This is a genomic window from Pseudomonas sp. MWU12-2345 (assembly GCF_023242385.1).
Classification (GTDB): Bacteria; Pseudomonadota; Gammaproteobacteria; order Pseudomonadales; family Pseudomonadaceae; genus Aquipseudomonas; species Aquipseudomonas gingeri_D.
The window spans coordinates 63,901-88,675 of record NZ_JALLJA010000015.1 but is presented as its reverse complement, the minus strand read 5'-3'; the positions used below and the strand labels follow the sequence as shown (position 1 = coordinate 88,675).

Sequence of the window (24,775 nt, the reverse complement as noted above, 5' to 3'; positions counted from 1 at the left end):
TCCTGATAGTCGATTAAGTACGCGTGGCGCTGCGGGCGCTGGCAGCGAACGAGTCGGCCGGCAGCAGGTGCTTGCGCTCCAGCACGCGGTAGACCACGCCGGTCAGCAGCAGCCCGAACACCATCACCCCGGAAAGGAAATACAACCCGGAGGCCAGGTTGCCGGTGTACTCCTTGAGCGCACCGATCACGAATGGGCCGATATAGCCGCCCAGGTTGCCCACCGAGTTGATCAACGCAATGCCCGCCGCCGCGCTGGCACCGGCGAAAAACCGCCCCGGTAGCGTCCAGAACACCGCCGTGCAGGAAAACAGCGCGAACGCCACCAGGCACAGCGCCGCCAGTTGCAGCACCGGCACATTCAGCCAGGCGCTGAGGAACAGGCCGGCCGCACCCAACACGTAAAGCACCGCCAGGTGACCGTAACGATCATTCAAGCGATCGGAACTGCGGGGAATGATCAACAGCCCGATGATGCCGAAGATATAGGGCACCGCCGAAACGAAACCAGTGGTCAGGTCACTGCCGCCAAACTGCTTGATCAAGGTCGGCAGCCACAGGCCCAGGCCGTAAATGCTCAACGTCACCGGCAGGTAAAACAACGCCAGCAGCAACAGGCGGTGGTCTTTCAGGGCGTGCAGCGGGTTGCCGTGGCGGGTCTGGCCATAGGCCTGCAAGTCCTTGTTCAGCTCGCCGGCCAACCAGGTCTTTTCGTCCTCGCTCATCCATTTGACCTGCTTCGGGCCGTCCGGCAGATAGCGCAACACCGGCCAGGTCAGCAGAAGCGCCGGTGTGCCGATGACGATGAACAGCCACTGCCAGCCGTGCAGGCCAAGAAGGCCGTCCATCCCCAACAGGCCGCCTGAGACAGGCCCGGTGATCATCATCGCGATGGGTTGGGACAGGATAAACAGCCCGAGGATCTTGCCGCGATGGCGTACCGGGAACCATTGGGTGATGTAGTAGAGCACCCCCGGGAAAAACCCGGCTTCCGCCGCGCCGAGCAAAAAGCGCATCAGATGGAAACTGTACGGCCCTTGGACGAACGCCGTGCCGAGGGTGATGGCGCCCCAGGTCACCATGATCCGCGCGAACCAGCGCCGTGCGCCGAAGCGGTCAAGCATCAGGTTGCTCGGAATTTCAAACAGAAAGTAGCCAATAAAGAACAGACCGGCCCCCAGGCCATACGCCGCGTCACCGATGCCAACGTCGGCGCCCATGTGCAACTTGGCGAAACCCACGGCCGAGCGATCCACATAGGCGATCAGGTACAGCAGGATCAGGAAGGGGATCAGTTTCAGCGTGATACGACGTATAAGCCGCGGTTCCTGGCTCATGGATCGATCTCCGATTGTTATTTTTATAGAAGCTCGGGGAACGCCTCTCGCGGAAATCCGCCAGGGTCGTACCTCATCTGAAAACGACTATATAGTAGTACTATTTACTAAACAATGCTTCCAAACAGAAGATTTTGCGCCTATGGTTAGCCACATAAAGAACATATAGTCATACAATAAGAGAAGTCGTCATGTCTGATAAAAAGCCCGCCCTACGCTCCGCCCAGTGGTTTGGTACCGCCGATAAAAACGGCTTCATGTACCGCAGTTGGATGAAGAATCAGGGCATTGCCGACCATCAGTTCCACGGCAAGCCGATCATCGGGATCTGCAACACCTGGTCGGAACTGACCCCTTGCAACGCGCATTTCCGTCAGATTGCCGAGCACGTCAAACGTGGGGTGATCGAGGCCGGCGGCTTTCCCGTGGAGTTCCCGGTGTTCTCCAACGGCGAATCGAACCTGCGCCCCACCGCCATGCTCACCCGCAACCTGGCGAGCATGGATGTGGAGGAAGCCATTCGCGGCAACCCCATCGACGGCGTGGTGCTACTGACCGGCTGTGACAAGACCACTCCGGCGCTGCTGATGGGCGCGGCCAGTTGCGACGTCCCCGCCATCGTGGTCACCGGCGGGCCGATGCTGAACGGCAAGCACAAGGGCCAGGACATCGGCTCGGGCACCGTGGTGTGGCAGCTCAGCGAACAGGTCAAGGCCGGCACCATTACCCTGGATGACTTCCTCGCGGCCGAAGGCGGCATGTCGCGCTCGGCGGGCACCTGCAACACCATGGGCACCGCGTCGACCATGGCCTGCATGGCTGAAGCACTGGGCACTTCCCTGCCCCACAACGCGGCGATTCCGGCGGTGGATGCGCGCCGTTATGTGCTGGCGCATATGTCCGGCATGCGCGCGGTGGAGATGGTGCGCGAGGACTTGAAGCTGTCGAAAATCCTCACCAGGGAAGCCTTTGAAAACGCGATCCGCGTGAATGCGGCCATCGGCGGCTCGACCAACGCCGTGATTCACTTGAAAGCCATCGCCGGACGCATCGGCGTCGAGCTCGACCTGGACGACTGGACCCGCATGGGTCGCGGCATACCGACCATCGTCGACCTGCAACCGTCGGGGCGTTTCCTGATGGAGGAGTTCTACTATGCCGGCGGCCTGCCGGCGGTGCTGCGCCGCCTCGGTGAAGCCAACCTGATCCCGCACCCCAACGCCCTGACCGTCAACGGCAGGTCCCTTGGCGACAACACCAAAGACGCGCCGATCTACGGCCAGGACGAAGTGATCCGTACCCTCGCCAACCCGATCCGCGCAGACGGCGGCATCTGCGTACTGCGCGGCAACCTGGCGCCGCTGGGGGCGGTGCTCAAGCCTTCGGCGGCCAGCCCGGAACTGATGCAGCATCGTGGCCGCGCGGTGGTGTTCGAGAACTTCGACATGTACAAGGCGCGGATCAACGACCCGGAGCTGGACGTCGATGCCCATTCGATCCTGGTGATGAAGAACTGCGGGCCCAAGGGTTATCCGGGCATGGCGGAAGTCGGCAACATGGGCTTGCCGGCCAAGCTGCTGGCCCAAGGGGTGACCGACATGGTGCGGATTTCCGATGCGCGCATGAGCGGCACGGCCTATGGCACGGTGGTCTTGCACGTGGCACCGGAAGCCGCGGCCGGCGGGCCCTTGGCCGCGGTTCGCGAAGGCGACTGGATCGAGCTCGACTGCGCCAACGGCCGCCTGCACCTGGACATCCCGGATGCCGAGCTGGCCGCGCGCATGGCGGACCTGAAGCCGCCACAGCCGTTGCTCGTCGGCGGCTATCGCCAGCTGTATATCGATCATGTGCTGCAGGCGGACCAGGGTTGCGACTTCGATTTCCTGGTGGGTTGCCGTGGGGCGGAAGTCCCGCGTCATTCCCACTAATTGCAATGGTATGATGCAGGGTATTTAGCCAGAGCAACCTCCTCGTTATGGATCAGCAGTCGCCCAAGCCGCGTAAGAGCATGCATGCCCAAATCGTTCAGGATTTGGGCATGCACATCGTTTCCGGACGCTTCAAGCCGGAAGAAAGACTGCCCATGGAAGCCACGCTCTGCGAAGAGTACAAAGTCAGCCGCTCGGTGTTGCGTGAGGCGACCCGCGTACTCAGCGCCAAGGGCCTGGTGTATTCCAAGCCACGGGTAGGGGCGGTGGTACGGCCTCGCGTGAAATGGCACTTGCTCGACCCCGACGTGCTGTCCTGGCTGATGCAGTCCACGCCCCATAGCGAGTTTTTCAACACCCTGGCGGGTGTACGCCGCATTCTCGAACCGGAAATTGCCGCCATGGCCGCGTCCACCGCGACCGACGAAGACATCACCACCATCGAAAATGCCTACCGGGGCATGGAGACGGCGCAGACCCACGACGCGCTGCTGCAGGCCGACCTGGACTTCCACCGGGCCATTGCCGACGCCACGCGCAATGACTTGCTCGCCTATATGTGCAACATGCTGTCGTTGCCGCTGCGCGAGTCCATCAGCATCACCAACCGCCGCCCCGATATCCAGCGCCTCAGCCTGCCCCGGCACAAGGCGATCCTCACCGCGATCAAGAACCGTGACGCCCTCGGCGCCCGGCATGCGTCGCTGGTGCAACTGGACGATACGCGCGTGGCACTGGATACGGTGATGAATGTGCTGACGCCGCTATAGTCTTGCTTGCAGGGGGATGCTGCCAGGCACCGCCGCGAGTCATACCGACTGGCTAGGCCGCTCCTTTGCCCTGCCAGGTTATAAGCGCTGAGTCGTCGATCATTTTATAAAGTGACCACACGCCGCTGGACGAAACGATCGACATATTCGTCGGCAGGCGAGTAGAGAATTTCCTTCGGGGTACCCACCTGGATCAACCGGCCGTCCTTCAGGATGGCGATGTGATTGCCGATGCGCACGGCCTCGTCGAGGTCATGGGTGATGAAAACAATGGTTTTTTGCAGGCTTTCTTGCAGCTCCAGCAACTGGTCCTGCATCTCGGCGCGGATCAGCGGATCGAGGGCGCTGAAAGCTTCATCCATCAGGATGATATCCGTGTCGGCGGCCAGGGCCCGAGCCAGACCGACCCGCTGACGCATGCCGCCAGACAGTTGATGCGGGTATTTGTTTTCGTAGCCCTTGAGCCCCACGGCAGCGATCCAGTGCAGCGCACGCTCGGCGCACATTGCCGTGCTCTCGCCACGGACTTTCAGGCCGTAGGCGACGTTATCCAGCACGGTGTGGTGCGGCAGCAGGCCGAAGCTCTGGAACACCATGCTGATCTTGTGCCGACGGAATTGGCGCAAGGCCTCCATGTTGTATTGCATGATGTCTTCGCCATTGACCAGGATCGCGCCGGAGGTCGGGTCGATCAGGCGGTTGAAGTGACGCACCAGGGTCGACTTCCCCGAACCGGACAGTCCCATGATCACAAAGATCTCGCCACTGCCAATGGACAGCGACAGGTCATTGACCCCGACCACGCAGCCGGTTTCGGCCAGCACCTGATCCTTGGTCTTCTTCCGGCGGATCATGTTCAACGCATCTTCAGCGCGGGCACCATAGATCTTGAAGACGTTTTTCACTTCGATCTTGTTCATCGATGCCATGCTCATTTGCTCACCTCATGCCGTGGCCGACCATAGGCCTGGGTAATGCGGTCGATCACCACCGCGAGAATCACGATCGCCAGGCCCGCTTCCAGGCCGCGTCCGACATTGAGGGTTTGAATCCCGACCAGCACGTCCTCACCCAAGCCACGGGCACCGATCATCGAGGCGATCACCACCATCGACAAGGCCATCATGGTGGTCTGGTTGATCCCGGCCATGATGCTCGGCAGGGCCAACGGCAGTTGCACGCCGAACAGCTGCTGCCAGCGGCTGGCGCCAAAGGCGTTGATCGCCTCCATCACCTCGCCGTCGACCTGGCGGATGCCCAGGTCGGTCAGGCGGATCAGCGGCGGTGCGGCGTAGATCACCGTGGCGAAAATCGCCGGTACCTTGCCCAGGCCGAACAGCATCAGCACCGGAATCAGGTACACGAAGCTGGGCATGGTCTGCATGATGTCCAGCAACGGCATCAGCACTGAACGCAGGCGATCGCTGCGCGCCGAGAGAATACCCAGGGGAATGCCGATCAGTACCGAAATCAGCGTCGCCACCAACATCAGGGCCAGGGTCTGCATCAGCTTGTCCCACAGGCCGACGGCCCCCACCAAAAACAGCAGGCCGACGATAACGGTGGTGGTGACCAGCTTGCGGGTGGCGTGCCAGGCGATACCGCCGACGATCACCAACATCAACCACCAGGGCGTTGCGCGGAGCAGGCCCTCGAGATTGACGATGGCCCACAGCAGGGTGTCGGAGATCTGGCGGAACACATCGCCGTAGTTGGTCACCAGTGCATCGACCCAACGGTTGACCCAGTCGGCGATGGAGAATGTGAAACGCTCGGGAAACATTGGAACCCTCGATCAAGTGGTTGTGGCAAGCTTCCCGGCCAGCCTCTCGGCTAGCCGGAAGAGGGTCGACCTACAGAGCCGCGTTGATTTTCCGGGCAGCGTCAGCGCTGACCCAAGCCTGCCAAATCTCAGGGTGTTCCTTGAAGAAGATCTTCGCCAACTTGGGAGAATCGATATGCTCCTTGGTCATCCGGGCCAGGTTCTGGTTCAGCAGGTCGATCGGCAGATTGACCTTTTCCAGCACCGCGACCAGTTCTGGTGCCTGGTCATGGAAAGCCTTGGACAGCCCCACCTGGATGCTGATCTTTTTGTCGACACCCGGCTTCTCCTCCAGCTTGACCAGATCGACCTGCCCCATCAGCGGCGTTGGCGACCAGTAGTAGAAGAGGATCGGCTCGCCGCGCTTGTAGCTCGACAGCACGGCGGCATCCAGCGCCGGGCCGGTACCCGGACGGAAATTCGTGTAGCTCGCTTCCAGACCGTAGCTTTTCAGCATCTCGCTGTTTTCCAGCTCACAGGTCCAGCCGGCCGGGCAGTTGTAGAAGCGGCCTTTGCTCGGCTCTTCCGGGTCCTTGAACAACACAGCGTATTGACCCAGGTCGGCGATATTCTTCAGCCCGGGCGCCTTGGACTTGAGGTTGCGCCTGGCGTCGCCTTCGACCACATAACGTGGCACGTACCAGCCTTCGGTGGCGCCAACGATCGGTGCGCCGACACCGACTACCCTGCCGGCCGCTGCCGCCTTGTTCCAGACTTCGCTGCGACCGACCCACTCTTCAGACAAGACTTGGATGTCGTTGCTGCCCAAGGCGCTCTCCATGGTGATGGAGTTGCCCGGCAAGGTGTCGATTGCACAGCCGTAGCCGTCCTTGAGCACGATCTGCAACACCTCGGTGAGCAACATGCCGCTCTCCCAATTGAGCCCGGCGAATTTCACCGGTTTACCCGACTCGCACCAACTGGCGGCCTGGCTTGCAGCACTACCGGCCAACAGGCCGAGGGAAATCAGTGTGGCGGTAAGGTTTTTTTTGATTTTCACAATCGCACGCTCCAACACAGAGAACAGGGTTATGGCAGTGCAAGTGTTCGCCATCGCAGTGGCGAACATCGGTTTTCAACGTGAAGCTCAAACTCCTTGATGTATCGTCGGGAACCAATCTTCGCGCAGTCTCTGACCGGTCTGCATCGCATGCCCTGGATACGGTGGAGAGGTCCGTCCTGGACGCTCGAAATAACGGATATCGTCGCCCAGCCAACGCAGCGACAGCACCCGTCGACGCTGCGCCGAGGCATTGCCCCTGGCGCCATGCACGGTGCGAAAATCGAACAGCACCGCATCGCCGGGCTGCATCTCCCACTCGAGGATCTGCAGGCCCTCTTCCTTATCTGGATCGGGCGCATCGCGGTATCCATCCGCATCCCGGTAAAAATCGCTTTGATCGGCCCAGTGGACAGGTTTTATGCCTTTTTCCCAGCGGTGCGAGCCGGCCAGCAGGCGCAGTGTCGACTCGCGTACCGGATCCACCGGGATCCAGAAACTGACGCTCTGCTGTCCTTCGACAAAGTAATAGGGGATGTCTTGATGCCAGGGCGTGGCTTTCTGCGCCCCCGGCTCCTTGACCAGCACATGGTCATGGAAGAACTGCGCCGAACGCGAACGCATGACGGCCGCGGCAATAGCGGCGGCAGGCGACTGTTCCACCGTTGCGCGAAACTCTGGAATCCGCTGCCAGTTGCAATAGTCATCAAAAAAACCACCCGGCTTGTCGTCCTTCTCCACGTAGTGACTGGCGTAAACGCCAGGCTCCGTCAGGTTGCGTTCGATACCGGTGGCAATCGTCTCGATCCAATCAGTGAAAATACCGCGCAGGCAAACCGCGCCATCGCGCTGGAAGGCTTCGATATCTTTTTCGTCAAGGGTGAATGCGCTGTGTGCCATGACCTGAAACTCCTTGAAGGAGGAAATAAATGTGGGCGCTGGACAAATATTTCACGGCACACAACAATGATAAAATAATAAGTATTGATTTATCTCCCAAGAAAAACTTATGAAGTTCACCCTGCGACAACTCCGCTACGCGCTCGCCGCGGCCAAGCACGGCAATCTCACGCTGGCGGCCGAAGAGCTGCACGTTTCCCAGCCCTCGATTTCCACGGCCATTACCGAACTCGAGGTGCTATTCGGCCAGCCGCTGTTTGTTCGCCAGCGAGGGCTCGGCGTGTCCCTCACCCCCTTCGGCCGCACGGTGATGGCCCAGGCAAAACGCGTCCTGGCCGAAGCACGGAGCTTTGCGGATATCGGCAGCAATAGCAGCGACTTTGCCGGGGAACTGGTGCTGGGCTGTTACGCGGACCTGGCTCCGTACTGCCTGCCGCAGATCCTGCGGCACCTCCAGCGCGACTACCCCCAGGTCACTGTCGATATGCGCGAAGGCAGCTTCGAATACCTGGGCAAGCGCCTTGCCGAAGGCGCCCTGGAGTTGGCGCTGACATACGATCTCGGGTTGCCGGCCCACATGGAATGCGTGGAGCTGTGCCAGTTGACCGCCCATGCCCTGTTGCCGGCCGACCACCCGCTGGCAAACCAGTCCCGGGTGAGTCTGGCGGCGCTGAGCGAATGCAACCTGGTGGTGACGGATCAGATCCATAGCTGGCAGCATGTGCTGGATCTGTTCAGCTTCCATGGGCTCTCCCCCGCAAGCGTCCAACGGACCCACAGCTTCGAATTCCAACGCAGCCTGGTGGCCAACGGGTTCGGCGTGGCGCTGACCTACACCCGCCCCTACGGCGACCGTAGCTACGACGGCCAGCCCCTGGTCTGTCGCCCGATACAGGAAGAATTGCCGGCCCAGCGCATCGTCCTGGCCTATGATCAGCGCTACCCTTTAACGCCACCGGCCGAAGTGTTCAAGCTCCAAGCGGTGGCCTGGTTCGCGGAGCGACTGCCGTTTGCGTCAAATTGACCATTGCGCGGGGTGTATCCGCATCCAGCGCGGCCTGTCCGGATAAAAGCCGGACAAGCCATTGGCTCAATGCCGCGTCTTGCGCTCCAGTAAGCGCACCCCCAGCGATAGCGGGTAACACAGGGCAAAATAAATCACGCCCACGAGGATGTAGATCTCCAGCGGCATGAAGTACACGCTACTCAAGTCCTGGGCCCGCAGCATCAAGTCCGGCGCCGCGATCAGCGATGCCACGGACGTGTCCTTCAACAACGAGATCGCCACGTTGCCGATGGGTGCCAGCACGATACGAATGGCCTGGGGCAACACAACCCAGCGCAACACCTTGAGATGAGGCATGCCAATCGCCTTCGCCGCTTCCACCTGCCCCTTGGGCACCGCCTCCAGGCCCGAACGGTAAATCTCCGACAGATAAGCCGCCGCGTTCAGCCCCAAGCCGATCATGGCCGCCTGGAAAGAGCTGAATTGAACGCCGACTTCGGTCAGGCTGAAGTAGACGATGAACAGTTGCACCAGCGCCGGGGTGCCGCGAAACACCTCGATGTAGATCAGCGCCGCACGGCGCAATGGCCGATTGCTCGAGAGTCTCGCCAGCGCCACCAGCAGGCCGACGATCAAACCGATGACCAGCGCGCCAAACGCCAACTGCAGCGTGGCCCAGGCCGCAGCCAACAACTCGACATGGGTTGCTTCCCACAACTCGCCATAACCCATATCAATTCTCCTTCACGACTTTGAGTCGCCGTTCGGTTCGCGCCGCCCAGTGGGAAAGTACCAGGCTCAACACCAGGTAGATGATCGCCAGCAGAAAGTAGATCTGATTGGTCTGGTAGGTTTCACTGACCAGCATCCGCGCCTTGAACGTCAGCTCCGGCACCGCCGCCGCCGATGCCAGGGACGTGTCCTTGAGCAGGCCGATGGCGAAGTTGGCCATCCCCGGAATGGCGACCTTGAATGCCTGGGGCAATACGATGATGCGCATCGCCAGTGCGCGGGTCATGCCGATGGAAAACGCCGCTTCGCTTTGCCCGCGATCGATCGTACGGATGCTTGAACGGAACACTTCCGACAGGATCGCCGCACCGTTCAGGCCAAAACCGATGATCGCCGCCCCGATCGCCGGCAGCGTGATGCCGATGTACGTCAGCCCGAAGTAGAGGATGAACAGCTGGGTCAGGATCGGTATGTTGCGAAACACCTCCAGGTACAGGCTCGCCAGCAAACTCAAGACCCGGCTGCGCGAGAGCCGCATCAATGCCAGGCAAAAGCCCAGCAACGTCGCCACGACGAACGCCGCGGCGGTCAAGCCGACAGTGGTCAGCGCACCGATGCCCAGCACCTTCAAAAAGTACGGCAGCATCTCGATGGCTTTGTGCAGTGCAGTCGAATCGAGCATCGATCAATGCTCCTGCACGGCACGGATAAAGGAACGGGTGCGTTCGACCTGGCTCTCGCGAAAAATCTGCCGGGGCGGCCCCTGCTCGACAATGTTACCGTCGGCCATGAAGATCACCTGATCGGAGACACTTTCGGCGAAATGCATTTCGTGGGTCACGATAATCATCGTCATGCCCTCTTCCGCCAGCTTGCGCATGACGGTCAGTACTTCACCCACCAGTTCCGGGTCCAGCGCCGAGGTTGCCTCGTCGAACAGCATCAACTTGGGCCGCATCGCCAGCGCCCGGGCGATCGCAATACGCTGCTGCTGCCCGCCCGAGAGCTGTTCCGGATAGACATCACGCTTGGCGAACATGCCCACCTTGTTCAGCAGGTCTTCGGCCAGCTCCACCGCTTCCGCGCGACTGCGCTGTTGCACCTTGAGCGGCCCGAGGATGATGTTTTCCAGGACCGAGAGGTGCGGAAACAGGTTGAAGCGCTGGAACACCATGCCGATCTCGGTGCGCATGCGCGCCAGCTCCTTATCGCTCATAGGCACTTTCCGTGTGCCCACCAGACGCTGGCCGATCAGTTCGTTATCGATGTAAATATCACCTCGGGTCGGTTCTTCGAGGTAGTTGACGCAGCGCAGCAGGGTGGTCTTGCCCGACCCGCTGGGCCCGATAAGCGAAATCTTCTGACCCTGCTGTACATCGAGGTCGATACCTTTGAGAACGTCCAGGCTACCGAAGGACTTGTAGAGTCCCTCGATCCGCACCAGTGGGGTTGATTCAGCCATGTGTAATGTCCGTGAGTGGATGAGGCCAAGCGTGATCGTGACGTCGATTCAGGCGAAGGACTGGCTGAAATCCCGCGGCGGGTGCTCGAACGGCCCGATAAGGTTGCCCTTCTCGTCCCGGTCGACACCGATGCGCGGATCCTTGGCGGGAGGCGCAAGGTAGTCGGGGTTCTTGATCCCGTACTTGGCAAGGACCGGCTTGATCTGATCGGTACTCTTGAGCCAGCGCAGGCCCTGGTTCACGCCATCGAACAAGTCCTGGTTCTGCGGATGAACGCCCCAGATCGCCTCGAACTTGGCGGTCAGGCTGGGGAATTTTTCATCGTAGGACATGGGGATCTGTTTGAGCTTGAGGCTGGGGTCCTGAAGGATCATGTAGTCGATGGTCGGAGCGTCCAGCACGGCAAAATCCAGGCGCCCGGCCCGCACGTCACGCAGGCAGGAGTCGGTGTTGTCATAGAGCTTGACCTCTTTCACACCGTCGATTTTCTTCATGTCGGGGATGGTGAAATAACCGGTGATGGCACCGATGGTGCGGCCTTTGACATCGTTCACGGTGATAGACGTCTCGAACGGCTCGCTGTCGCGCATGATCACGTAGGCACCGGTGTAGAACACCGGGTCGGTCAACAGCAGGATCTTCGAGCGCATCGGGTTCCAGGCGAAATTGCCACCGAACCAGTCGGCACGTCCCGACCTGACGGCTTCGACAACCGCCGGGAAGCCCATGGTCAGTACATCGAGCTTGAGTTCGAGGCGATCGGCAATGATCTTCAGCAACTCCAGGTCGGTGCCGACCGGAACGCCTTCGCGCAACGCGCCCAAGGGCATGTCGCCGAGACACGCGGCCGTCAGGTAGCCGGGACGTACGGTCTTGATCGGTTTCCCAGCGGCGAAGGCGAAGGACATCGGGGTCATCGCACTGCCCACCAAGGCCGCCAGTGAACCGTAGCCGGCGGCTTTGAGCAGCCCGCGCCGAGAGAGTCCCAGGGTGTCGAATTTGAAGTCGGACATAGATCACCTATTGGTTAATGATTATTCTGGACCATTACAAGCCGTACAATTCAAACGCCATCCATGGTTCGATCGTCCTGGGTTGCATCACCCAAAACACCCGTAATCACGCTCACCACAGCTTAGGGCAACCACGCCAACCGCCACATTTCGCAGCTCGGTCGCGCCGCCGCCGTGGCTCCTGCATACTCTGTGCCGCCCAGCAACGAGCTGAACGGCCGGTGGTTGTCGGGACGAGTCCGGCTGGAACATGTCGATCACCATGTGCATACCCACTGCGTTGGGAGTGACAGCCATTTTCTCTTATTGTTATGCATTACAAGCATTACAACTCACACACTAATCACGGTTTTTTCGCTTGTCAACAGGACTTGTATCGGATAAAAAGCAATACAAATTTGCTTATTGTCTTGCTACAAGCATGACAAGCAGGGATAAAGCACCATGAGTCAATTCGAACAACTGCTGGACGAACTCAAGGCCAGCGCGGCCTTGCAGCGTGACAAAGCGGAAACCCTTTACGCCCAATTGGCCGACTCACTGGCTGAAGCGATCCGCCACGGCAAGCTCAAGCCGGGCGAGCGCCTGCCGCCGCATCGCGAGTTCGCCAGCGCACTGGGGCTGAACATCACCACGGTGACCAAGGCCATGGCCGTGCTGCAGCAGAAAGGCCTGGTCGAAAGCCGGCCGGGGCGTGGCACCCAAGTCGCCCTGCCGCGGCATCCGGCCGCACAGTTCCAGTCGGCGCCGAGCAACGACCCGGGCACCGTGGACCTCAGCGTCAACCGGCCGGCCACCGATGGCTTCAATCGGGTACTGGCGCAGTTACTACCGCGTCTCTCCAGCGATCCACGCTTTAGCGACATGAAGGACTATCACCCGTCCGAAGGCCCGCTCTGGGCCCGTGAAGCCGCCGCGCAGTGGCTACGCCACACCGGCGTACACGCCGAGGCCGGGCAGATGCTGATCGTCGAGGGCGCTCAACATGGCATCGCCAATACCCTGCGCAGCCTGACCAACAGCGGTGACACCGTGCTGGCCGACAGCGTGACCTACCAAGGCATCAACGCCTTGTGCCGCTCGCTGGGCCTGATTCTGGTCGGCGTCGACGCCGACGCGCGCGGCATGTCACCCGAAGCCTTGCGCCTGGCTTGCGCCGAACATCAGCCACGGCTGCTGTTTCTGGTGCCTTCGATCCATAACCCGACCGCCATTACCCTGGATGCCGAGCGCCGCGAGGCACTGGCCGCGGTGATTCGCGAAACCAACCTGCTGGTGATCGAGGACGATGTCTATCGGCCCCTGCTGGATCAATCGCCGCCCTCCTTCGCCTCACTGATGCCTGAACGGACGATTTATATTTCAGCCCTCTCCAAATGCATCGCCCCCGGGCTGCGCATGGGTTTTGTCATGGCGCCCCAGCCGTTGGTGCAAGACATTGCCGCCATGCAACGCATCGATTGCTGGAGCACCTCGCCACTGACGGCACTGATCGCGACCCAATTGATCGAGGATGGCCACGCCGAACAGCTGGTCTCGGAGCAGCGCGAAGAATTGCGGATCCGCCAGGCACTGTTGGCGACTCATCTTGAAGGCCTGGAATTCCAGCACAGCGCTACCGGCACCCATGCCTGGCTGGTGCTGCCGGAACCCTGGACCGGCTCGCGTTTCGCCCGGCTGTGCCAGGACCGCGGTGTCGTGCTACTGGCCGGTGGAGCCTTCACCCTGCGTCCGGAACTGTCGCCGCAAGCCGTGCGCATCAATATCTCCGCGGCCCTGTCGCGCGAGCATCTGGTCAAGGCCCTGGGGGTGATCAGCCAACTGGCGCGCCAGGGTCATCTCTACATGCACAACCGGATCTGAGGACATGACACAGCCAGTCCATTGCGAAATTGCCGTTATCGGTGCAGGTGTCGTCGGGGTTGCGAGCGCACTCTGGCTACGTCGCCAGGGTTACCGGGTGTTGTTGCTCGAGCGCGACGCGATCGCCTCCGGGGCCTCTTACGGCAATGCCGGCACCCTCGCGCCCTACGGCGTGATGCCCATTGCCCAGCCATCGTTGCTGAAGGCGATCCCGTCGTTGCTGTTTTCGCCGGACTCGCCCTTCGTCATCAACTGGGCACGCCTGCCCCGGTTGATGCCCTGGCTGTTGCGGTTTCTCAATGAATGTCGCGCCTCGCGCTGTGAAGCCAACACACTGGCCCTGAGCAAAATACTGCAACACACCTACAGCGGTTATGCGCCATTGCTGGCTGACTGCCCCCAGGCCGACCAGCATCTGCGTCACAACGGCTGCCTCTATGCCTACGGTACCGAGCAAGGTTTTGCCGGCGCCCAGGCCGCCATCGAATTGCGCCGCTCGCTGGGTATCGCACAGCAGGTACTGAACACTGCCGATGTCGAACAGCTGGAACCGGCCCTGGCGGGCAAGTCGGTAGCCGGCATCCTGTTTCCCGAGTCGTCCCATATGGATGACCCGCGTGCCTTCATTGAAGCGCTGGCGGCACCGCTGGTGGCTGAAGGGGCGTTGCATCAGGCAACGATCACCAGCCTGCAAAGGCACAGCGACGGCCTGCATCTGCTCAGCGCCGAAGGCCAGTCCTATCGCGCCGACCGAGTGGTGCTGTGTGGCGGCGCCTGGTCCGCGGCGCTGGCACGTCAGGTCGGCGATCACATTCCACTGGATACCGAGCGCGGTTATCACATTGAGTTTGACCTGCAAGACCCTCTGCTCAACCGTCCATGCTGCCCGGTGGAAAGTGCGTTCTACATGACGCCCATGGCCGGGCGGTTAAGAGTCGCGGGTACGGTCGAGCTCGGTTCAATCAACGACCCGGCCAACCCCAAGCGGTTTGATTATCTGGAGCGGCATGTGCGCCGAGTCATGGGACTGACAGAACCTGTCGCTCGGAAATGGCTTGGATTCCGGCCGTCGCTGCCCGACTCGTTGCCGGTCATCGGGCCCTCACCGAACGAACCTCGATTGATCTACGCCTTCGGCCACCAACACCTGGGCCTGACCCTCGCTGGCGCGACCGGAGAGTTGGTCGCGGACTGCATTGCCGGCAAAACGCCACAATGGCTTGAACGTTTTTCGGTGCGACGTTTCTGAGCGCCGCCATTTTGCAGGAGAGCAATTGATGCAAACCATCGAACGCAAACACACCAACCCACGCATGAGCCAGATCGTCATCCACGGCAACACCTTGTATCTGGCCGGACAAGTCGGTGACCCCCGGCACGATGTCACCGAGCAGACCCGCGACGCGCTTGCGCGCGTTGATGCCTTGCTGAAGGAGGCGGGTTCAACGCGAGAACAATTGCTGCAAGTCACCATCTGGCTCGCGGACATGGCCGACTTCGAAGCCATGAATACCGTCTGGGATAGCTGGGTTCCAACCGGCCACGCCCCCGCCCGCGCCTGTGGCGAGGCGAAACTGGCGGATCCGCGGTTGCTGGTGGAAATTATTGTCTGTGCAGCCATAGGCTGATCAATGCACGTCCCCCAGACATGGCACGAGTGTCGTCGACGAGCGATTCGATACAATTGCATCGGCGCCCGTGACTACGATTTGTTTTTGACCTTCGAGATCAATCATTGGCCCCTCTCATTATCGGGACGGATCTTGAACCAGATGGAATACATCGCCGGCAGGAACACCAGCGTCATGATGGTGCCAACGAACGTGCCGCCGATCAGGGTGTAGGCCAACGTCCCCCAGAAGACTGAGTGCGTCAGAGGGATGAACGCCAGGATGGCCGCCAATGCCGTCAGTAATACCGGACGGGCCCGTTGCACGGTGGCTTCGATCACCGCATGGAAAGGAACCAGCCCGTCTTGTCCGTTGTGATGGATCTGTCCGATCAGGATCAGCGTATTGCGCATCAGGATGCCCGAAAGGGCGATCAGGCCGACCAGGGCGTTGATACCAAACGGCTGGTTGAAAACCAGCAAGGTCGGTACCACGCCGATCAGCCCAAGCGGCGCAGTGAGGAACACCATGATCATGGCCGAGATCGAACGCACCTGAACGATGATGATCAGCAGCGTCAGGGCGACCATGATCGGGACCAGCGGCACGATCGCTTTGCCCGCCTTTCCCGACTCCTCGATCGCCCCCGCCTGCTCGATTCGATAGCCGTCAGGGAGGGTGTCAATGATCGGTTGCAGTTCCTTGAGGATCGCGCTCGATACGTCTGGCGGCTGCAAGTCTTCGGCAATGTCGCCACGCACGGTAATGGTCGGGGTACGATCACGTCGCCGCAGGATCGGCTCCTCCATGCGCACATCAACCTCTCCGACCTGGGACAGCGGAATACGCTGCCCCGCCGCGCCCACCAGGGTAAAACCTTCTATCTTGGCGGGATCGAGCCGAATATCACCCGCGGCGCGACCGACCACCTGCACCGAACGGATGTCCTCGCGAACCGCCGTGATCGGCGCCCCCGTGAGCAGGAACTGTAACTGCTGGGCGACGGCATTTGACGTCAGGCCTACCGCCTGCAGGCGATCCTGGTCCAGGCTGAAATGCAACGTCGGCGTCAGCGTCCCCCAGTCGGTATTGACGGTCCGCATCAGCGGGCTCGCCTGCATGACACCCTCGACCTGGTCTGCGATCTCACGCAATTTCGACGGGTCAGGCCCCATCACCCGGTAGGCAACAGGGAATGGCGAGTACGGCCCAAAAACAAGCTGAGTCACCCTGACACGCGCCTCTGGGGCAAGTCCCTCGGCCGCAGCCTCGCGGAGACGGAACTTGAGGACCTCGCGCGCCTCCTGGCTATCCGTCAGCACCACAATCTTCGCGAAAGACGGATCGGGGAGTTCCGGCGCCATGGCCAGATAGAAACGTGGCGCACCTTGCCCGACATACGCCGTGACGATTTTTGCCTCAGCCTGCTTTTGCAGCCACGCCTCAATTTTGGCGGTGGTGGCGCTAGTCTGCTCGATTGAGGTGCCATACGGCATTTGCACTTCGATCAACACCTCTGGACGGTCCGAGGTCGGGAAGAACTGTTTCTTGACCAGGCCCATGCCGAGAATGGCCACGACAAAGGTACCGATCACAGTGCCGGCCACCCACCATTTACGGGCGATGACGCGGGTCAGAATCCGGCGAAAGCGGTTGTAATGAGGGGTGTTGTAGATGGCCCCGTGACCACCCTCGACTTTCTTGATGTCCGGCAACAGCTTCACGCCCAAATACGGGGTAAAGGCCACGGCGACCACCCAGGAAGCAATCAGGGCAATGCCGACGATCCAGAACATGTTGCTGGTGTACTCGCCGGCAGTCGATTGTGCGAAGCCGTTGGGCATAAAGCCGATAGCCGTCACCAGCGTACCGGACAGCATCGGTGCGGCCGTATGGCTCCAGGCATACGCGGAGGCCTTGATCCGGTCGTAGCCCTCCTCCATTTTCACCACCATCATTTCGATCGCGATGATGGCATCGTCCACCAGCAGCCCGAGTGCCAGGATCAGCGAACCGAGGGTAATACGGTCGAAGTTCTTTCCGGTGGCCGCCATCACTACAAACACCACGGCCAACGTCAACGGCACAGCCGCCGCGACCACCACACCGACCCGCCAGCCCATGCTGAGAAAGCAGACAAGCATCACCACCAGCAGCGCGACGAAGAACTTGACCATGAACTCGCCGACCGCCGAGTCGATATTCACCGATTGATCGGTGACCTTGGTGAGCGTCATGCCCAGCGGCATGCCTTCATTGATCTTGGCCGTTTCCGCGTCCAGGGCCTTGCCCAGGTCCAGGCCGTTCCAGCCTTCACGCATCACGACACCCAGCAACAGCGCCTCTTCGCCGTTATTGCGCACCAGGAAGGTGGCCGGATCTTCATATCCGCGCTCGACTGTCGCGACGTCCGAGAGCTTGAGCGTGCGACCTTGAATCGCAAGGGGGGTGTCACGAATGTTCGCCAATTTATCGAAGGCGCCGTCCACCCGCAGGACGACCTGTGGCCCTTTGGTTTCGATCGAGCCAGCGGGCGTGAGCAGGTTCTGGCTGTTCAGCGCGGCGAAGATATCCTGGGGCGAGACCCCCAAGGTGGCCAGCCGGTCATGGGAGAAGGAAACAAAGATGCGTTCGGCCTGCTCGCCGATGATGTTGACCTTTTTCACGCCCGCCACGTGCAACAGGCGCTGGCGCAACGACTCAGCATCACGCACCAATAGACGCTGCGGTTCGCCTTTGGCTTTGAGGGCGAACAGCGCGAATGTCACATCGGAAAACTCGTCGTTGACCATCGGCCCGATAACGCCCGCCGGCAGTCTCGCGGCCTCATCGTCGAGTTTCTTGCGCGCCTGATAGAACTCCTCCTGTACTTGCGAAGGCGGCGTGCGATCGACCAACGACACCATGGTGAAAGCCAGTCCCGGACGGGTGTAGGTTTCCGTGCGGTCGTACCATTTCAATTCTTGCAGGCGCTTTTCCAAGGGTTCTGCGACCTGATCCTGCATCTCCTGGGCCGTCGCGCCCGGCCAGGCAGTGATGACGGTCAATTGCTTGACTGTGAACGGCGGGTCCTCCGCACGCCCCAGCTGGAAGAACGCCAGCGTACCCGCGACGGCAATCAGGAAGATCAGAAACACCGTGATAGAACGCTCGCGAACGGCGAGCGCCGATAAATTGAGGCTCATTGACGGCCCCCGGCAACCTTCACATCACCCTGTTGGGTCAGCCGCACTTCCTCGCCATCGCGCAGTAGATGCGCGCCCAGCCCGACAATACGCTCGCCAACCTTGAGATCACCGGCTATTCGGGCGGCGTCGTCGCTCAAGCCCAGGACCTGAACAGGTCGCCAGCTGACTTTCGCCGGTTCGCCGGCAATGACCCACACACCCGTTCCCTTGCCCGGGTCATAGACGGCAGCGATAGGAACTTGCAGGACCGGCCCTTGCGCAGAGCCTTCGGCGATCCGAAGGGTGACGGTCGAACCCAGCGGCGCATTGGCCAGCGCGCCCTCCAATACATACCGCGCCTCAAAGGTGCGCGTCACACGATCCGCCGAGTCGGAAAGCAGCCTCAGCTTCGCAGTGACCGCCCCCGAGGTGTTGCCATAAAGCGTCGCCTGCTCGGTGGACCCGGTGGCCGGACGCAACGTCTCTGGCAACTGCACGATGGCTTCGCGCTGCCCGGCCCGCGCCAGTCGAATCACGATTTGCCCAGGGCTGACCACCTGCCCTGGCTCGGCGAACGTCTCCATCACAACACCGTCGGCGTCCGCGAGCAGCACGGCATAGCCCGACGCATTACGGGCCACGTCAGCCTGGGCTTGCGCGGCGCTCAGTTGCGCCTTCGCGGTATCGGCTGCGGCTTTGATCTGGTCGTAGCTCGAGGCGGAAATGGCACCGGCGGCAACCAGGTCGCGATAGCGAGCCTCGTCATCCGCGGTCTGTTTGGCTCGGGCTTTGGCGGCAGCGACCGTTTCCTGCTGCGCTCGTGCTTGCAACCCCAAGTCGATGGGGTCGAGACGCATGAGCGGCTGACCACGCTTGACCGCCTGACCGGTATCGACCAGACGCTCAAGTACCTTGCCTGACACCCGGAACCCCAGATCACTCTGGACGCGAGCCGCCACGACACCGGTGAAAGATCGCGCGGTGTCGGACGAACCCTGAACCTCAGAGACCCTGACCAGGGGCGCAAGCGTGCGCGGATCTTGGGCGGTGGATGAATCGCCACACGCCGCCAGGACGAGAGGCAACAAGCAAGCGGCAATGGTGATAGGTCGAAGCCGGTGCATAGGTACCCTTACTGAATGGAATAGGACAGGAGCCACATTCTCAGACTAGTAACCATTACTGTCAATGGTCACATTCAGGGTGCCAAACTGCGCAACATCAACGCGGCTATATGCACCGACGCCTTCTGTATCCCCTCCAGATTATTTAGCCCATGAGCGTCAATTGACAACGAGTGACCATTATGAAATATAGTCACAAATCATTTTCGACTCAAGGAATCTCAATGCCTTCTTTCCGCCCCGTAGCTCTTTTGGTGAGCGCCAGCTTGATGGCAGGTTGCGCGGTCGGTCCGGACTACCACCGTCCGGACGCTCCGCTTCCGGACCGTTTCCTGGGTCAGCCCCTTGTCGAACAGCGGCCCGCGGCGATGCCCGCCAGTCTCGTGGACTGGTGGGAAGGCTTTGATGATCCGGCGCTGACCGAGTTCGTCGCCAAGGCACTCGAGCAGAACCTGGACCTGGCGCAGGCCTCGGCGCGAGTCGCGCAGGCGCGGGCGGGCCTGGGTTCGGCCAATGCCGCTTTACTACCCTCGGGCAATATCAGCGGCCAGGCTGCGCGCGCCCACCAATCAGTCGAAACCCCGCTCGGCCAGGTGCTGAATTCAACGCCTGGCTATGATCGGTACGGAAGTGCTTACGAACTCAACCTCGGTGCCAGCTGGGAGGTGGACCTCTTTGGTGGCCTGCGTCGTGGACGCGAAGCAGCATTGGCCGAGTACCAAGCTTCCGAGGCGGGCGCCGCAGCCACAAGGCTGGCGGTTTCGGCGCAGACCGCCGATATCTACATCACCGTCCGAGGATTGCAGGCCCGCCTGAACATTGCGAACCAACAGGTCAAAACGCAGCAGGAACTGCTGGAGAAGGTCCAACTGCTCTACAGCAAGGGCCTCGCCGCCAGCTATCAGGTTCGCCAGACCGAGGGCACGCTGGCCCAGGTCCAAGCGACAGTGCCGGCTCTGCAGACTGGCCTGGATGCCGCAATGAATGCATTGGATATCATGTTAGGCACCCCGCCCGGCACTCATCGCACGCAACTGGCAAACGCGGGAAACATTCCTCTCGCGCCGCAGATAAAGGGCACAGGAACACCGGCCGATTTGCTGCGCCGCAGGCCAGACCTCATCGTGGCCGAACGCCGCCTCGCGGCCTCCAATGCGCGCATCGCAGAGGCAGTTGCCGAGTACTACCCCAAATTCTCCCTCAGCGCATTGCTGGGCAGCGCCACCTCCCTATCCGGCGGCAATCTTTTCAGCAACGGCGCCAGCCAGTCGGCGGGCACATTAGGTCTGCGCTGGAGACTCTTCGACTTTGGCCGCATCAACGCCCAAATCGATCAAGCCAAGGGACAGGAAGCCGAAGCCCTCGCCGCATATCGCCAGTCCGTACTGCGCGCCACCGAGGACGTTGAGAACGCATTCTCCGCACTGGTGAATCGAGAGGCCCAGACAACCACCCTCACCCGGGGCGAAGCGTCGTTGGCACAGGCTCAGCAGTCGTCGTTCATTGCCTATCAGAAAGGCACGGCCAGCCTGATCGATGTTCTGACTGCCGACGAGACACTGCTGCAAGCCTCAGATGCCAGGGCGCAAGCGCGAACGGAATCGGCACGGGCGGCGGTCGCTGCATTCAGGGCCCTGGGGGGTGGCTGGCAACCGCCAGAAACCAAACCAGTGGCCAGTCGCTGAGTTGATCAGCCCCGGCAGTTCTTCATACCCCCTCCTCTATTGGCTCAACAACCCGAGATCATCGATATGAAACCAAACGAACATTCCTGGGTACTCATCACAGGCGCTTCAAGCGGATTTGGCGAGGAGTTTGCCCGACAATATGCCGCGCAGGGGAAATCGCTTGTCCTGGTAGCACGCAGACTGGATAAGCTCGAAGCGTTATCAGCGCAGTTGCGCCAGCGTTTCGCCATCGATGTGATCGTCGAGCAAGTAGACCTGTCGTCGATCCCCGCGGTCATCGAACTGCATCAGCGGCTGAGCGAGCGCAAAATAGTGGTCGATGTGCTCATCAACAATGCGGGACATGGATTGCAAGGGCCTTTTCTGGATCAGTCCCTGGATCGCTCCCTGGCCATGATCGATCTGGATATCGCCAGTCTGACGGCCCTGACTCACGTCTTCGCGCTAGACATGCGAGCCCGCAAGCGTGGACACATCCTGATGGTCGCCAGCCTGCTGTCTTTTCAAGGCGTGAAGAATTTTGCCGTTTACTCTGCCGCTAAAGCCTACGTGCTGCGCTTCTCTGATGCGTTGCATCGTGAACTCAAAAGCGACGGCGTCATCGTGACGGCACTCTGTCCGGGGATGTCGGATACCGGTTTTGCACAAAGCGCCAGGCAAACGATTACGCCAGCCTTGAAAATGATCATGATGCAGCCACAACCCGTGGTCCGCGCAGGCATTCGAGCGCTGCAAGCCGGACGATTGAGTGTCGTGCCGGGCTTTGGCAACAAGGCTATGACCGTCCTGACCTGGGCCACGCCGCGTCGGTTCCACCAAGGTCTCATGGCACGCATCATGGGCGCCTGAAAACACGGCGAAATGCTCTAAAAGCCGGGAGTCAGCCTACACTCCCGGCCGCTAAAGCGGGACTCGGTCAGAAGCGATAGCTGACTGAAGTCCCGAAACCACTCGCACTGTTTTTGTACTTGGCGCTGTAGGCTCCCTGGGTTGCCGAAGTATCGTTGACCCGCACGCTCTCTTCCCACAGATAGGAATAAGCGACATCGACTGTGACATTGTCCACCGGAGTCCAGCCAGCACCGAAGCTGATAACCGTTCGGTCACCCGTTGGAATACGTGGTCCACGATTGGTGTTGTTGGTGGGCGACTGGTCGACTGACAAGCCTGCACGAAGCACCCAATGCTCGTTCAGTTGGTACGCCGTACCGATAGCGTGAGCCCACGTATCATGCCAGTTCTGTTCTTCGGTAACAGTGCCCAGCGAGCCGCTTAATGAAGGCGGTAAACCCTTGTTCTCGATGGTTAACTCCTTGAAGCGACTCCAGCGGGTCCAGGTGCTCCCCAGGTACAGAGTCCAGTCATTACTGAGCTGATGAGTTACCGAGAAGTCCACTGACTCCGGCGTATCCACATCCAGCGAAGCGTCATAGCTGCGGCCACTAACCCCCAACACGCCAAAGATGCCGTTGGTGACCTTGGTCTTGGCATCCAGGTGGTAACTCACCTTGGAATGGTAGGTCAATCCGAGGCGAGTTCGATCTGTAGCCTGCACCAGAATGCCGGCGTTGAAACCGAGGGCCGTATCGTCGCCGGTGCTTTTGAGTTTTCCGTCGTTGCGACCAGGACTGAGCGGATTGGGCACCATCCCGGACAACTCGCCGCTGATACGATTGATGGTGGGGCCGAACCCGATCGAAACTTTGTCGTTAAAGGCATAGCTGACGGTGGGCTGGAACGTAAGTGTCGTGATCTCGCTTTTGTTAGCGTAGTAACGCCCGGCAAAGCCGCTGCCATAATCGGTAATCAGGCCGAAAGGCACATAAAACCCAACGCCGAACGCCCAGTGCTCATCAATAGGTTTGACGTAGTAACCCATAGGTACCGCAGTCGTGGGCACCATGTCGCCATCTTCCTGGCCTCCGAATGTGCTGCGGGTTTGGCTTATCTCGGACTTCGCGAAAAGCGTCGCCACCCCCAAACTGACCTGCTCCCTCTTCAAGCGAGACATGCCCGCCGGATTACCATAAACGGTGCTCGCATCTTCAGCAGAGGACGAGCGACCGGCAAACCCGGTTCCCATCCCGCTGATGCTTTGTTCATTCAGAGCGAAACCGCTCGCAAGCACATGAGAAGTTGCGAGCGCAACCGCGAGGCCTAGTGGGGTCCTGAGCAATATTTTTTTCATTATTAGAACCCTTCGAACAGCAGCTGAAATGGCTGGATGGAGCGGGTAAAGACCTGACCGGAGAAAAACGGAGGCCTGCAGCGGCTCCGAATCATGGCGATCTCTCAAGAACGGAAGCGCCATACTTATTCATGTGACCATTTGTGTCAATAGTCACAATTCAGGCAAATGAATACCTTTCATTGAGGGGGGGAATCGCAGAGGGGGCAACGCGTCGTTACATTGGAAGGATATGCAGCCCTCAGCCGAAGCTCAGGGCATGAGGCTACGCAAGATGAGGTTGGAGGTGAGCGTGGGGGCGTCCTCGATGAGATCGAGGTTGTACTGCAACAGCAACGGATTGACGAAAGGCCGTAGTGCCAGATGTATCGCATCTACCGTCTCGTCCAGTGGCGTTCTGCGCTCGAACTCACCGAGTTCTCGCCCCTCCCGTACGATTTGCAACACAAAGCCTTTGATTTGTGCGTCATAGACCTCCGAGCTTGGCCAGCGCTCCGAGGCAGAAAACGCGGCAATGTCGTAGAGCTTTCGGTCATTGAAGAACAAGTCCGCGCCCGTGGCCACCAGGGTCTTGACCAAACGTCTAAAGCGCTCCGTTGGCGAAATACCATCGACATTGATGGCCTTCTCCACGGCGGCAACGATTTGCGTCAGACAATTTTTGCAAATGGCTTCGCCGATCGCCTGCTTGGAATCAAAAAACTTGTAGATGTAAGCCTTGGAAAACCCGATGGCCTTGGCCAGGTCGGACACAGTGGTCTTGCCGTAACCATATTGACTGAAATGTTCGTTGGCCGCCGCGACAATCTGGTCTCGGATCTCATGGTCCACTGGACCACGGACGCTGGGTGCTGGTATTGGCTGGTTCATGCAAACAGCTTACTCACCTCAAAGGCGGCTGACAACCAGTGACCGAGTTGTAATATCGTCACGAAAAAAATCATTCTGAGGATATGACTGCGTCTACGCAATCTACTGGATGCCTTCCACCCCAGTTACGAGCCGCTTCTGATCGATACTCGTTATTTTGACAGCGATGAGCCGCTGCCACGATGGGAAAAACCAAAATAAATATTTCGGCTCTCCATCATTCCTCCACAGAACCTCCCATATCTCTCCACCCTTCTTATAGACAATTCAACCCAATGGAGCGCGCTCTGTCGGC

Annotated in this window: 21 protein-coding genes; 8 read left to right on the top strand and 13 right to left on the bottom strand. The window is 60.3% G+C overall.

The features are described 5' to 3' along the window. Positions 1-13: 13 nt before the first annotated feature. Positions 14-1,336, bottom strand: coding sequence for an MFS transporter (locus M5C71_RS24930; protein WP_248768942.1), 1,323 nt, complete (start codon positions 1,334-1,336; stop codon positions 14-16). A 191-nt stretch (positions 1,337-1,527) separates the two neighbouring features. Between M5C71_RS24930 and M5C71_RS24925 the strand changes: the two genes are divergently transcribed. Together M5C71_RS24925 and M5C71_RS24920 are read left to right on the top strand one after the other, a co-directional pair. After that, positions 1,528-3,264 (top strand): IlvD/Edd family dehydratase, encoded by a 1,737-nt coding sequence (locus M5C71_RS24925; RefSeq protein WP_248768941.1) that lies wholly within the window; start codon positions 1,528-1,530, stop codon positions 3,262-3,264. A gap of 47 nt (positions 3,265-3,311) precedes the next feature. Beyond that, positions 3,312-4,034 (top strand): FadR/GntR family transcriptional regulator, encoded by a 723-nt coding sequence (locus M5C71_RS24920; RefSeq protein ID WP_103499737.1) that lies wholly within the window; start codon positions 3,312-3,314, stop codon positions 4,032-4,034. Positions 4,035-4,138: 104 nt separating this feature from the next. Here the strand turns inward: M5C71_RS24920 and M5C71_RS24915 are convergent, their stop codons facing one another. From M5C71_RS24915 to M5C71_RS24900, 4 genes are all read right to left on the bottom strand, one after another. After that, the gene (locus tag M5C71_RS24915; RefSeq protein WP_248768940.1) at positions 4,139-4,969 is read right to left on the bottom strand and encodes a glycine betaine/L-proline ABC transporter ATP-binding protein; all 831 of its coding nucleotides are present in this window, start codon (positions 4,967-4,969) and stop codon (positions 4,139-4,141) included. Beyond that, positions 4,966-5,817, bottom strand: a complete 852-nt coding sequence (locus M5C71_RS24910) for a proline/glycine betaine ABC transporter permease (protein WP_248768939.1) — start codon at positions 5,815-5,817, stop codon at positions 4,966-4,968. The genes M5C71_RS24915 and M5C71_RS24910 overlap by 4 nt, the downstream gene beginning before the upstream one ends. A gap of 70 nt (positions 5,818-5,887) precedes the next feature. Then, positions 5,888-6,856, bottom strand: coding sequence for an ABC transporter substrate-binding protein (locus M5C71_RS24905; RefSeq protein ID WP_248768938.1), 969 nt, complete (start codon positions 6,854-6,856; stop codon positions 5,888-5,890). An 87-nt stretch (positions 6,857-6,943) separates the two neighbouring features. Continuing rightward, the gene (locus tag M5C71_RS24900; RefSeq protein ID WP_103497289.1) at positions 6,944-7,756 is read right to left on the bottom strand and encodes a phytanoyl-CoA dioxygenase family protein; all 813 of its coding nucleotides are present in this window, start codon (positions 7,754-7,756) and stop codon (positions 6,944-6,946) included. A 109-nt stretch (positions 7,757-7,865) separates the two neighbouring features. Here M5C71_RS24900 and M5C71_RS24895 point away from each other — a divergent pair, with 109 nt between their 5' ends. Then, positions 7,866-8,780: a LysR family transcriptional regulator gene (locus tag M5C71_RS24895; protein WP_248768937.1), complete on the top strand. Its 915-nt coding sequence runs from the start codon at positions 7,866-7,868 to the stop codon at positions 8,778-8,780. A 66-nt stretch (positions 8,781-8,846) separates the two neighbouring features. Here the strand turns inward: M5C71_RS24895 and M5C71_RS24890 are convergent, their stop codons facing one another. Genes M5C71_RS24890 through M5C71_RS24875 form a run of 4 tightly spaced genes read right to left on the bottom strand, consistent with a single transcriptional unit; the run spans position 8,847 to position 11,970 of the window. Next, positions 8,847-9,494, bottom strand: coding sequence for an amino acid ABC transporter permease (locus M5C71_RS24890; RefSeq protein WP_248768936.1), 648 nt, complete (start codon positions 9,492-9,494; stop codon positions 8,847-8,849). Position 9,495: 1 nt separating this feature from the next. Further along, positions 9,496-10,176, bottom strand: a complete 681-nt coding sequence (locus M5C71_RS24885; protein WP_103497292.1) for an amino acid ABC transporter permease — start codon at positions 10,174-10,176, stop codon at positions 9,496-9,498. 3 nt (positions 10,177-10,179) lie between these two features. Beyond that, positions 10,180-10,956, bottom strand: coding sequence for an amino acid ABC transporter ATP-binding protein (locus M5C71_RS24880; RefSeq protein WP_248747025.1), 777 nt, complete (start codon positions 10,954-10,956; stop codon positions 10,180-10,182). 48 nt (positions 10,957-11,004) lie between these two features. After that, on the bottom strand, positions 11,005-11,970 hold the full coding sequence (locus tag M5C71_RS24875; RefSeq protein ID WP_248747024.1) for a transporter substrate-binding domain-containing protein: 966 nt from the start codon (positions 11,968-11,970) through the stop codon (positions 11,005-11,007). A gap of 444 nt (positions 11,971-12,414) precedes the next feature. Between M5C71_RS24875 and M5C71_RS24870 the strand changes: the two genes are divergently transcribed. Genes M5C71_RS24870 through M5C71_RS24860 form a run of 3 tightly spaced genes read left to right on the top strand, consistent with a single transcriptional unit; the run spans position 12,415 to position 15,461 of the window. After that, positions 12,415-13,833, top strand: a complete 1,419-nt coding sequence (locus M5C71_RS24870) for a PLP-dependent aminotransferase family protein (protein WP_103497295.1) — start codon at positions 12,415-12,417, stop codon at positions 13,831-13,833. Positions 13,834-13,837: 4 nt separating this feature from the next. After that, positions 13,838-15,082: an FAD-binding oxidoreductase gene (locus M5C71_RS24865; protein WP_248768935.1), complete on the top strand. Its 1,245-nt coding sequence runs from the start codon at positions 13,838-13,840 to the stop codon at positions 15,080-15,082. Between the two features lie 28 nt (positions 15,083-15,110). Beyond that, complete coding sequence (locus M5C71_RS24860) at positions 15,111-15,461, top strand: RidA family protein (RefSeq protein ID WP_248747022.1); 351 nt, start codon at positions 15,111-15,113, stop codon at positions 15,459-15,461. A gap of 104 nt (positions 15,462-15,565) precedes the next feature. On the opposite strand, the gene M5C71_RS24855 is transcribed toward M5C71_RS24860, so the two are convergent. Together M5C71_RS24855 and M5C71_RS24850 are read right to left on the bottom strand one after the other, a co-directional pair. After that, entirely contained in the window at positions 15,566-18,628 is a 3,063-nt protein-coding gene (locus M5C71_RS24855; protein WP_248768934.1) for an efflux RND transporter permease subunit, read from the bottom strand. Then, complete coding sequence (locus M5C71_RS24850; protein ID WP_248768933.1) at positions 18,625-19,734, bottom strand: efflux RND transporter periplasmic adaptor subunit; 1,110 nt, start codon at positions 19,732-19,734, stop codon at positions 18,625-18,627. Before M5C71_RS24850 ends, M5C71_RS24855 begins: the two co-directional genes overlap by 4 nt. Before the next feature lie 224 nt (positions 19,735-19,958). Here M5C71_RS24850 and M5C71_RS24845 point away from each other — a divergent pair, with 224 nt between their 5' ends. After that, positions 19,959-21,419 (top strand): efflux transporter outer membrane subunit, encoded by a 1,461-nt coding sequence (locus M5C71_RS24845; protein WP_248768932.1) that lies wholly within the window; start codon positions 19,959-19,961, stop codon positions 21,417-21,419. Positions 21,420-21,485: 66 nt separating this feature from the next. Beyond that, the gene (locus M5C71_RS24840; RefSeq protein WP_103497301.1) at positions 21,486-22,271 is read left to right on the top strand and encodes an SDR family oxidoreductase; all 786 of its coding nucleotides are present in this window, start codon (positions 21,486-21,488) and stop codon (positions 22,269-22,271) included. A 67-nt stretch (positions 22,272-22,338) separates the two neighbouring features. Here M5C71_RS24840 and M5C71_RS24835 read toward each other — a convergent pair whose 3' ends face one another. After that, positions 22,339-23,610: an outer membrane protein transport protein gene (locus M5C71_RS24835; RefSeq protein ID WP_248768931.1), complete on the bottom strand. Its 1,272-nt coding sequence runs from the start codon at positions 23,608-23,610 to the stop codon at positions 22,339-22,341. 252 nt (positions 23,611-23,862) lie between these two features. Further along, entirely contained in the window at positions 23,863-24,480 is a 618-nt protein-coding gene (locus tag M5C71_RS24830) for a TetR/AcrR family transcriptional regulator (protein WP_248768930.1), read from the bottom strand. Positions 24,481-24,775 lie beyond the last annotated feature (295 nt).

Bases quoted from the DNA above. Each gene is read 5' to 3' on its own strand.
- M5C71_RS24840 (WP_103497301.1), top strand. From the start codon at position 21,486: ATGAAACCAAACGAACATTCCTGGGTACTCATCACAGGCGCTTCAAGC.
- M5C71_RS24875 (WP_248747024.1), bottom strand. From the start codon at position 11,970: ATGTCCGACTTCAAATTCGACACCCTGGGACTCTCTCGGCGCGGGCTG.
- M5C71_RS24850 (WP_248768933.1), bottom strand. From the start codon at position 19,734: ATGCACCGGCTTCGACCTATCACCATTGCCGCTTGCTTGTTGCCTCTC.
- M5C71_RS24865 (WP_248768935.1), top strand. From the start codon at position 13,838: ATGACACAGCCAGTCCATTGCGAAATTGCCGTTATCGGTGCAGGTGTC.
- M5C71_RS24835 (WP_248768931.1), bottom strand. From the start codon at position 23,610: ATGAAAAAAATATTGCTCAGGACCCCACTAGGCCTCGCGGTTGCGCTC.
- M5C71_RS24830 (WP_248768930.1), bottom strand. From the start codon at position 24,480: ATGAACCAGCCAATACCAGCACCCAGCGTCCGTGGTCCAGTGGACCAT.
- M5C71_RS24845 (WP_248768932.1), top strand. From the start codon at position 19,959: ATGCCTTCTTTCCGCCCCGTAGCTCTTTTGGTGAGCGCCAGCTTGATG.
- M5C71_RS24855 (WP_248768934.1), bottom strand. From the start codon at position 18,628: ATGAGCCTCAATTTATCGGCGCTCGCCGTTCGCGAGCGTTCTATCACG.
- M5C71_RS24870 (WP_103497295.1), top strand. From the start codon at position 12,415: ATGAGTCAATTCGAACAACTGCTGGACGAACTCAAGGCCAGCGCGGCC.
- M5C71_RS24890 (WP_248768936.1), bottom strand. From the start codon at position 9,494: ATGGGTTATGGCGAGTTGTGGGAAGCAACCCATGTCGAGTTGTTGGCT.
- M5C71_RS24910 (WP_248768939.1), bottom strand. From the start codon at position 5,817: ATGTTTCCCGAGCGTTTCACATTCTCCATCGCCGACTGGGTCAACCGT.
- M5C71_RS24920 (WP_103499737.1), top strand. From the start codon at position 3,312: ATGGATCAGCAGTCGCCCAAGCCGCGTAAGAGCATGCATGCCCAAATC.
- M5C71_RS24895 (WP_248768937.1), top strand. From the start codon at position 7,866: ATGAAGTTCACCCTGCGACAACTCCGCTACGCGCTCGCCGCGGCCAAG.
- M5C71_RS24900 (WP_103497289.1), bottom strand. From the start codon at position 7,756: ATGGCACACAGCGCATTCACCCTTGACGAAAAAGATATCGAAGCCTTC.
- M5C71_RS24885 (WP_103497292.1), bottom strand. From the start codon at position 10,176: ATGCTCGATTCGACTGCACTGCACAAAGCCATCGAGATGCTGCCGTAC.
- M5C71_RS24860 (WP_248747022.1), top strand. From the start codon at position 15,111: ATGCAAACCATCGAACGCAAACACACCAACCCACGCATGAGCCAGATC.
- M5C71_RS24925 (WP_248768941.1), top strand. From the start codon at position 1,528: ATGTCTGATAAAAAGCCCGCCCTACGCTCCGCCCAGTGGTTTGGTACC.
- M5C71_RS24880 (WP_248747025.1), bottom strand. From the start codon at position 10,956: ATGGCTGAATCAACCCCACTGGTGCGGATCGAGGGACTCTACAAGTCC.
- M5C71_RS24930 (WP_248768942.1), bottom strand. From the start codon at position 1,336: ATGAGCCAGGAACCGCGGCTTATACGTCGTATCACGCTGAAACTGATC.
- M5C71_RS24915 (WP_248768940.1), bottom strand. From the start codon at position 4,969: ATGAGCATGGCATCGATGAACAAGATCGAAGTGAAAAACGTCTTCAAG.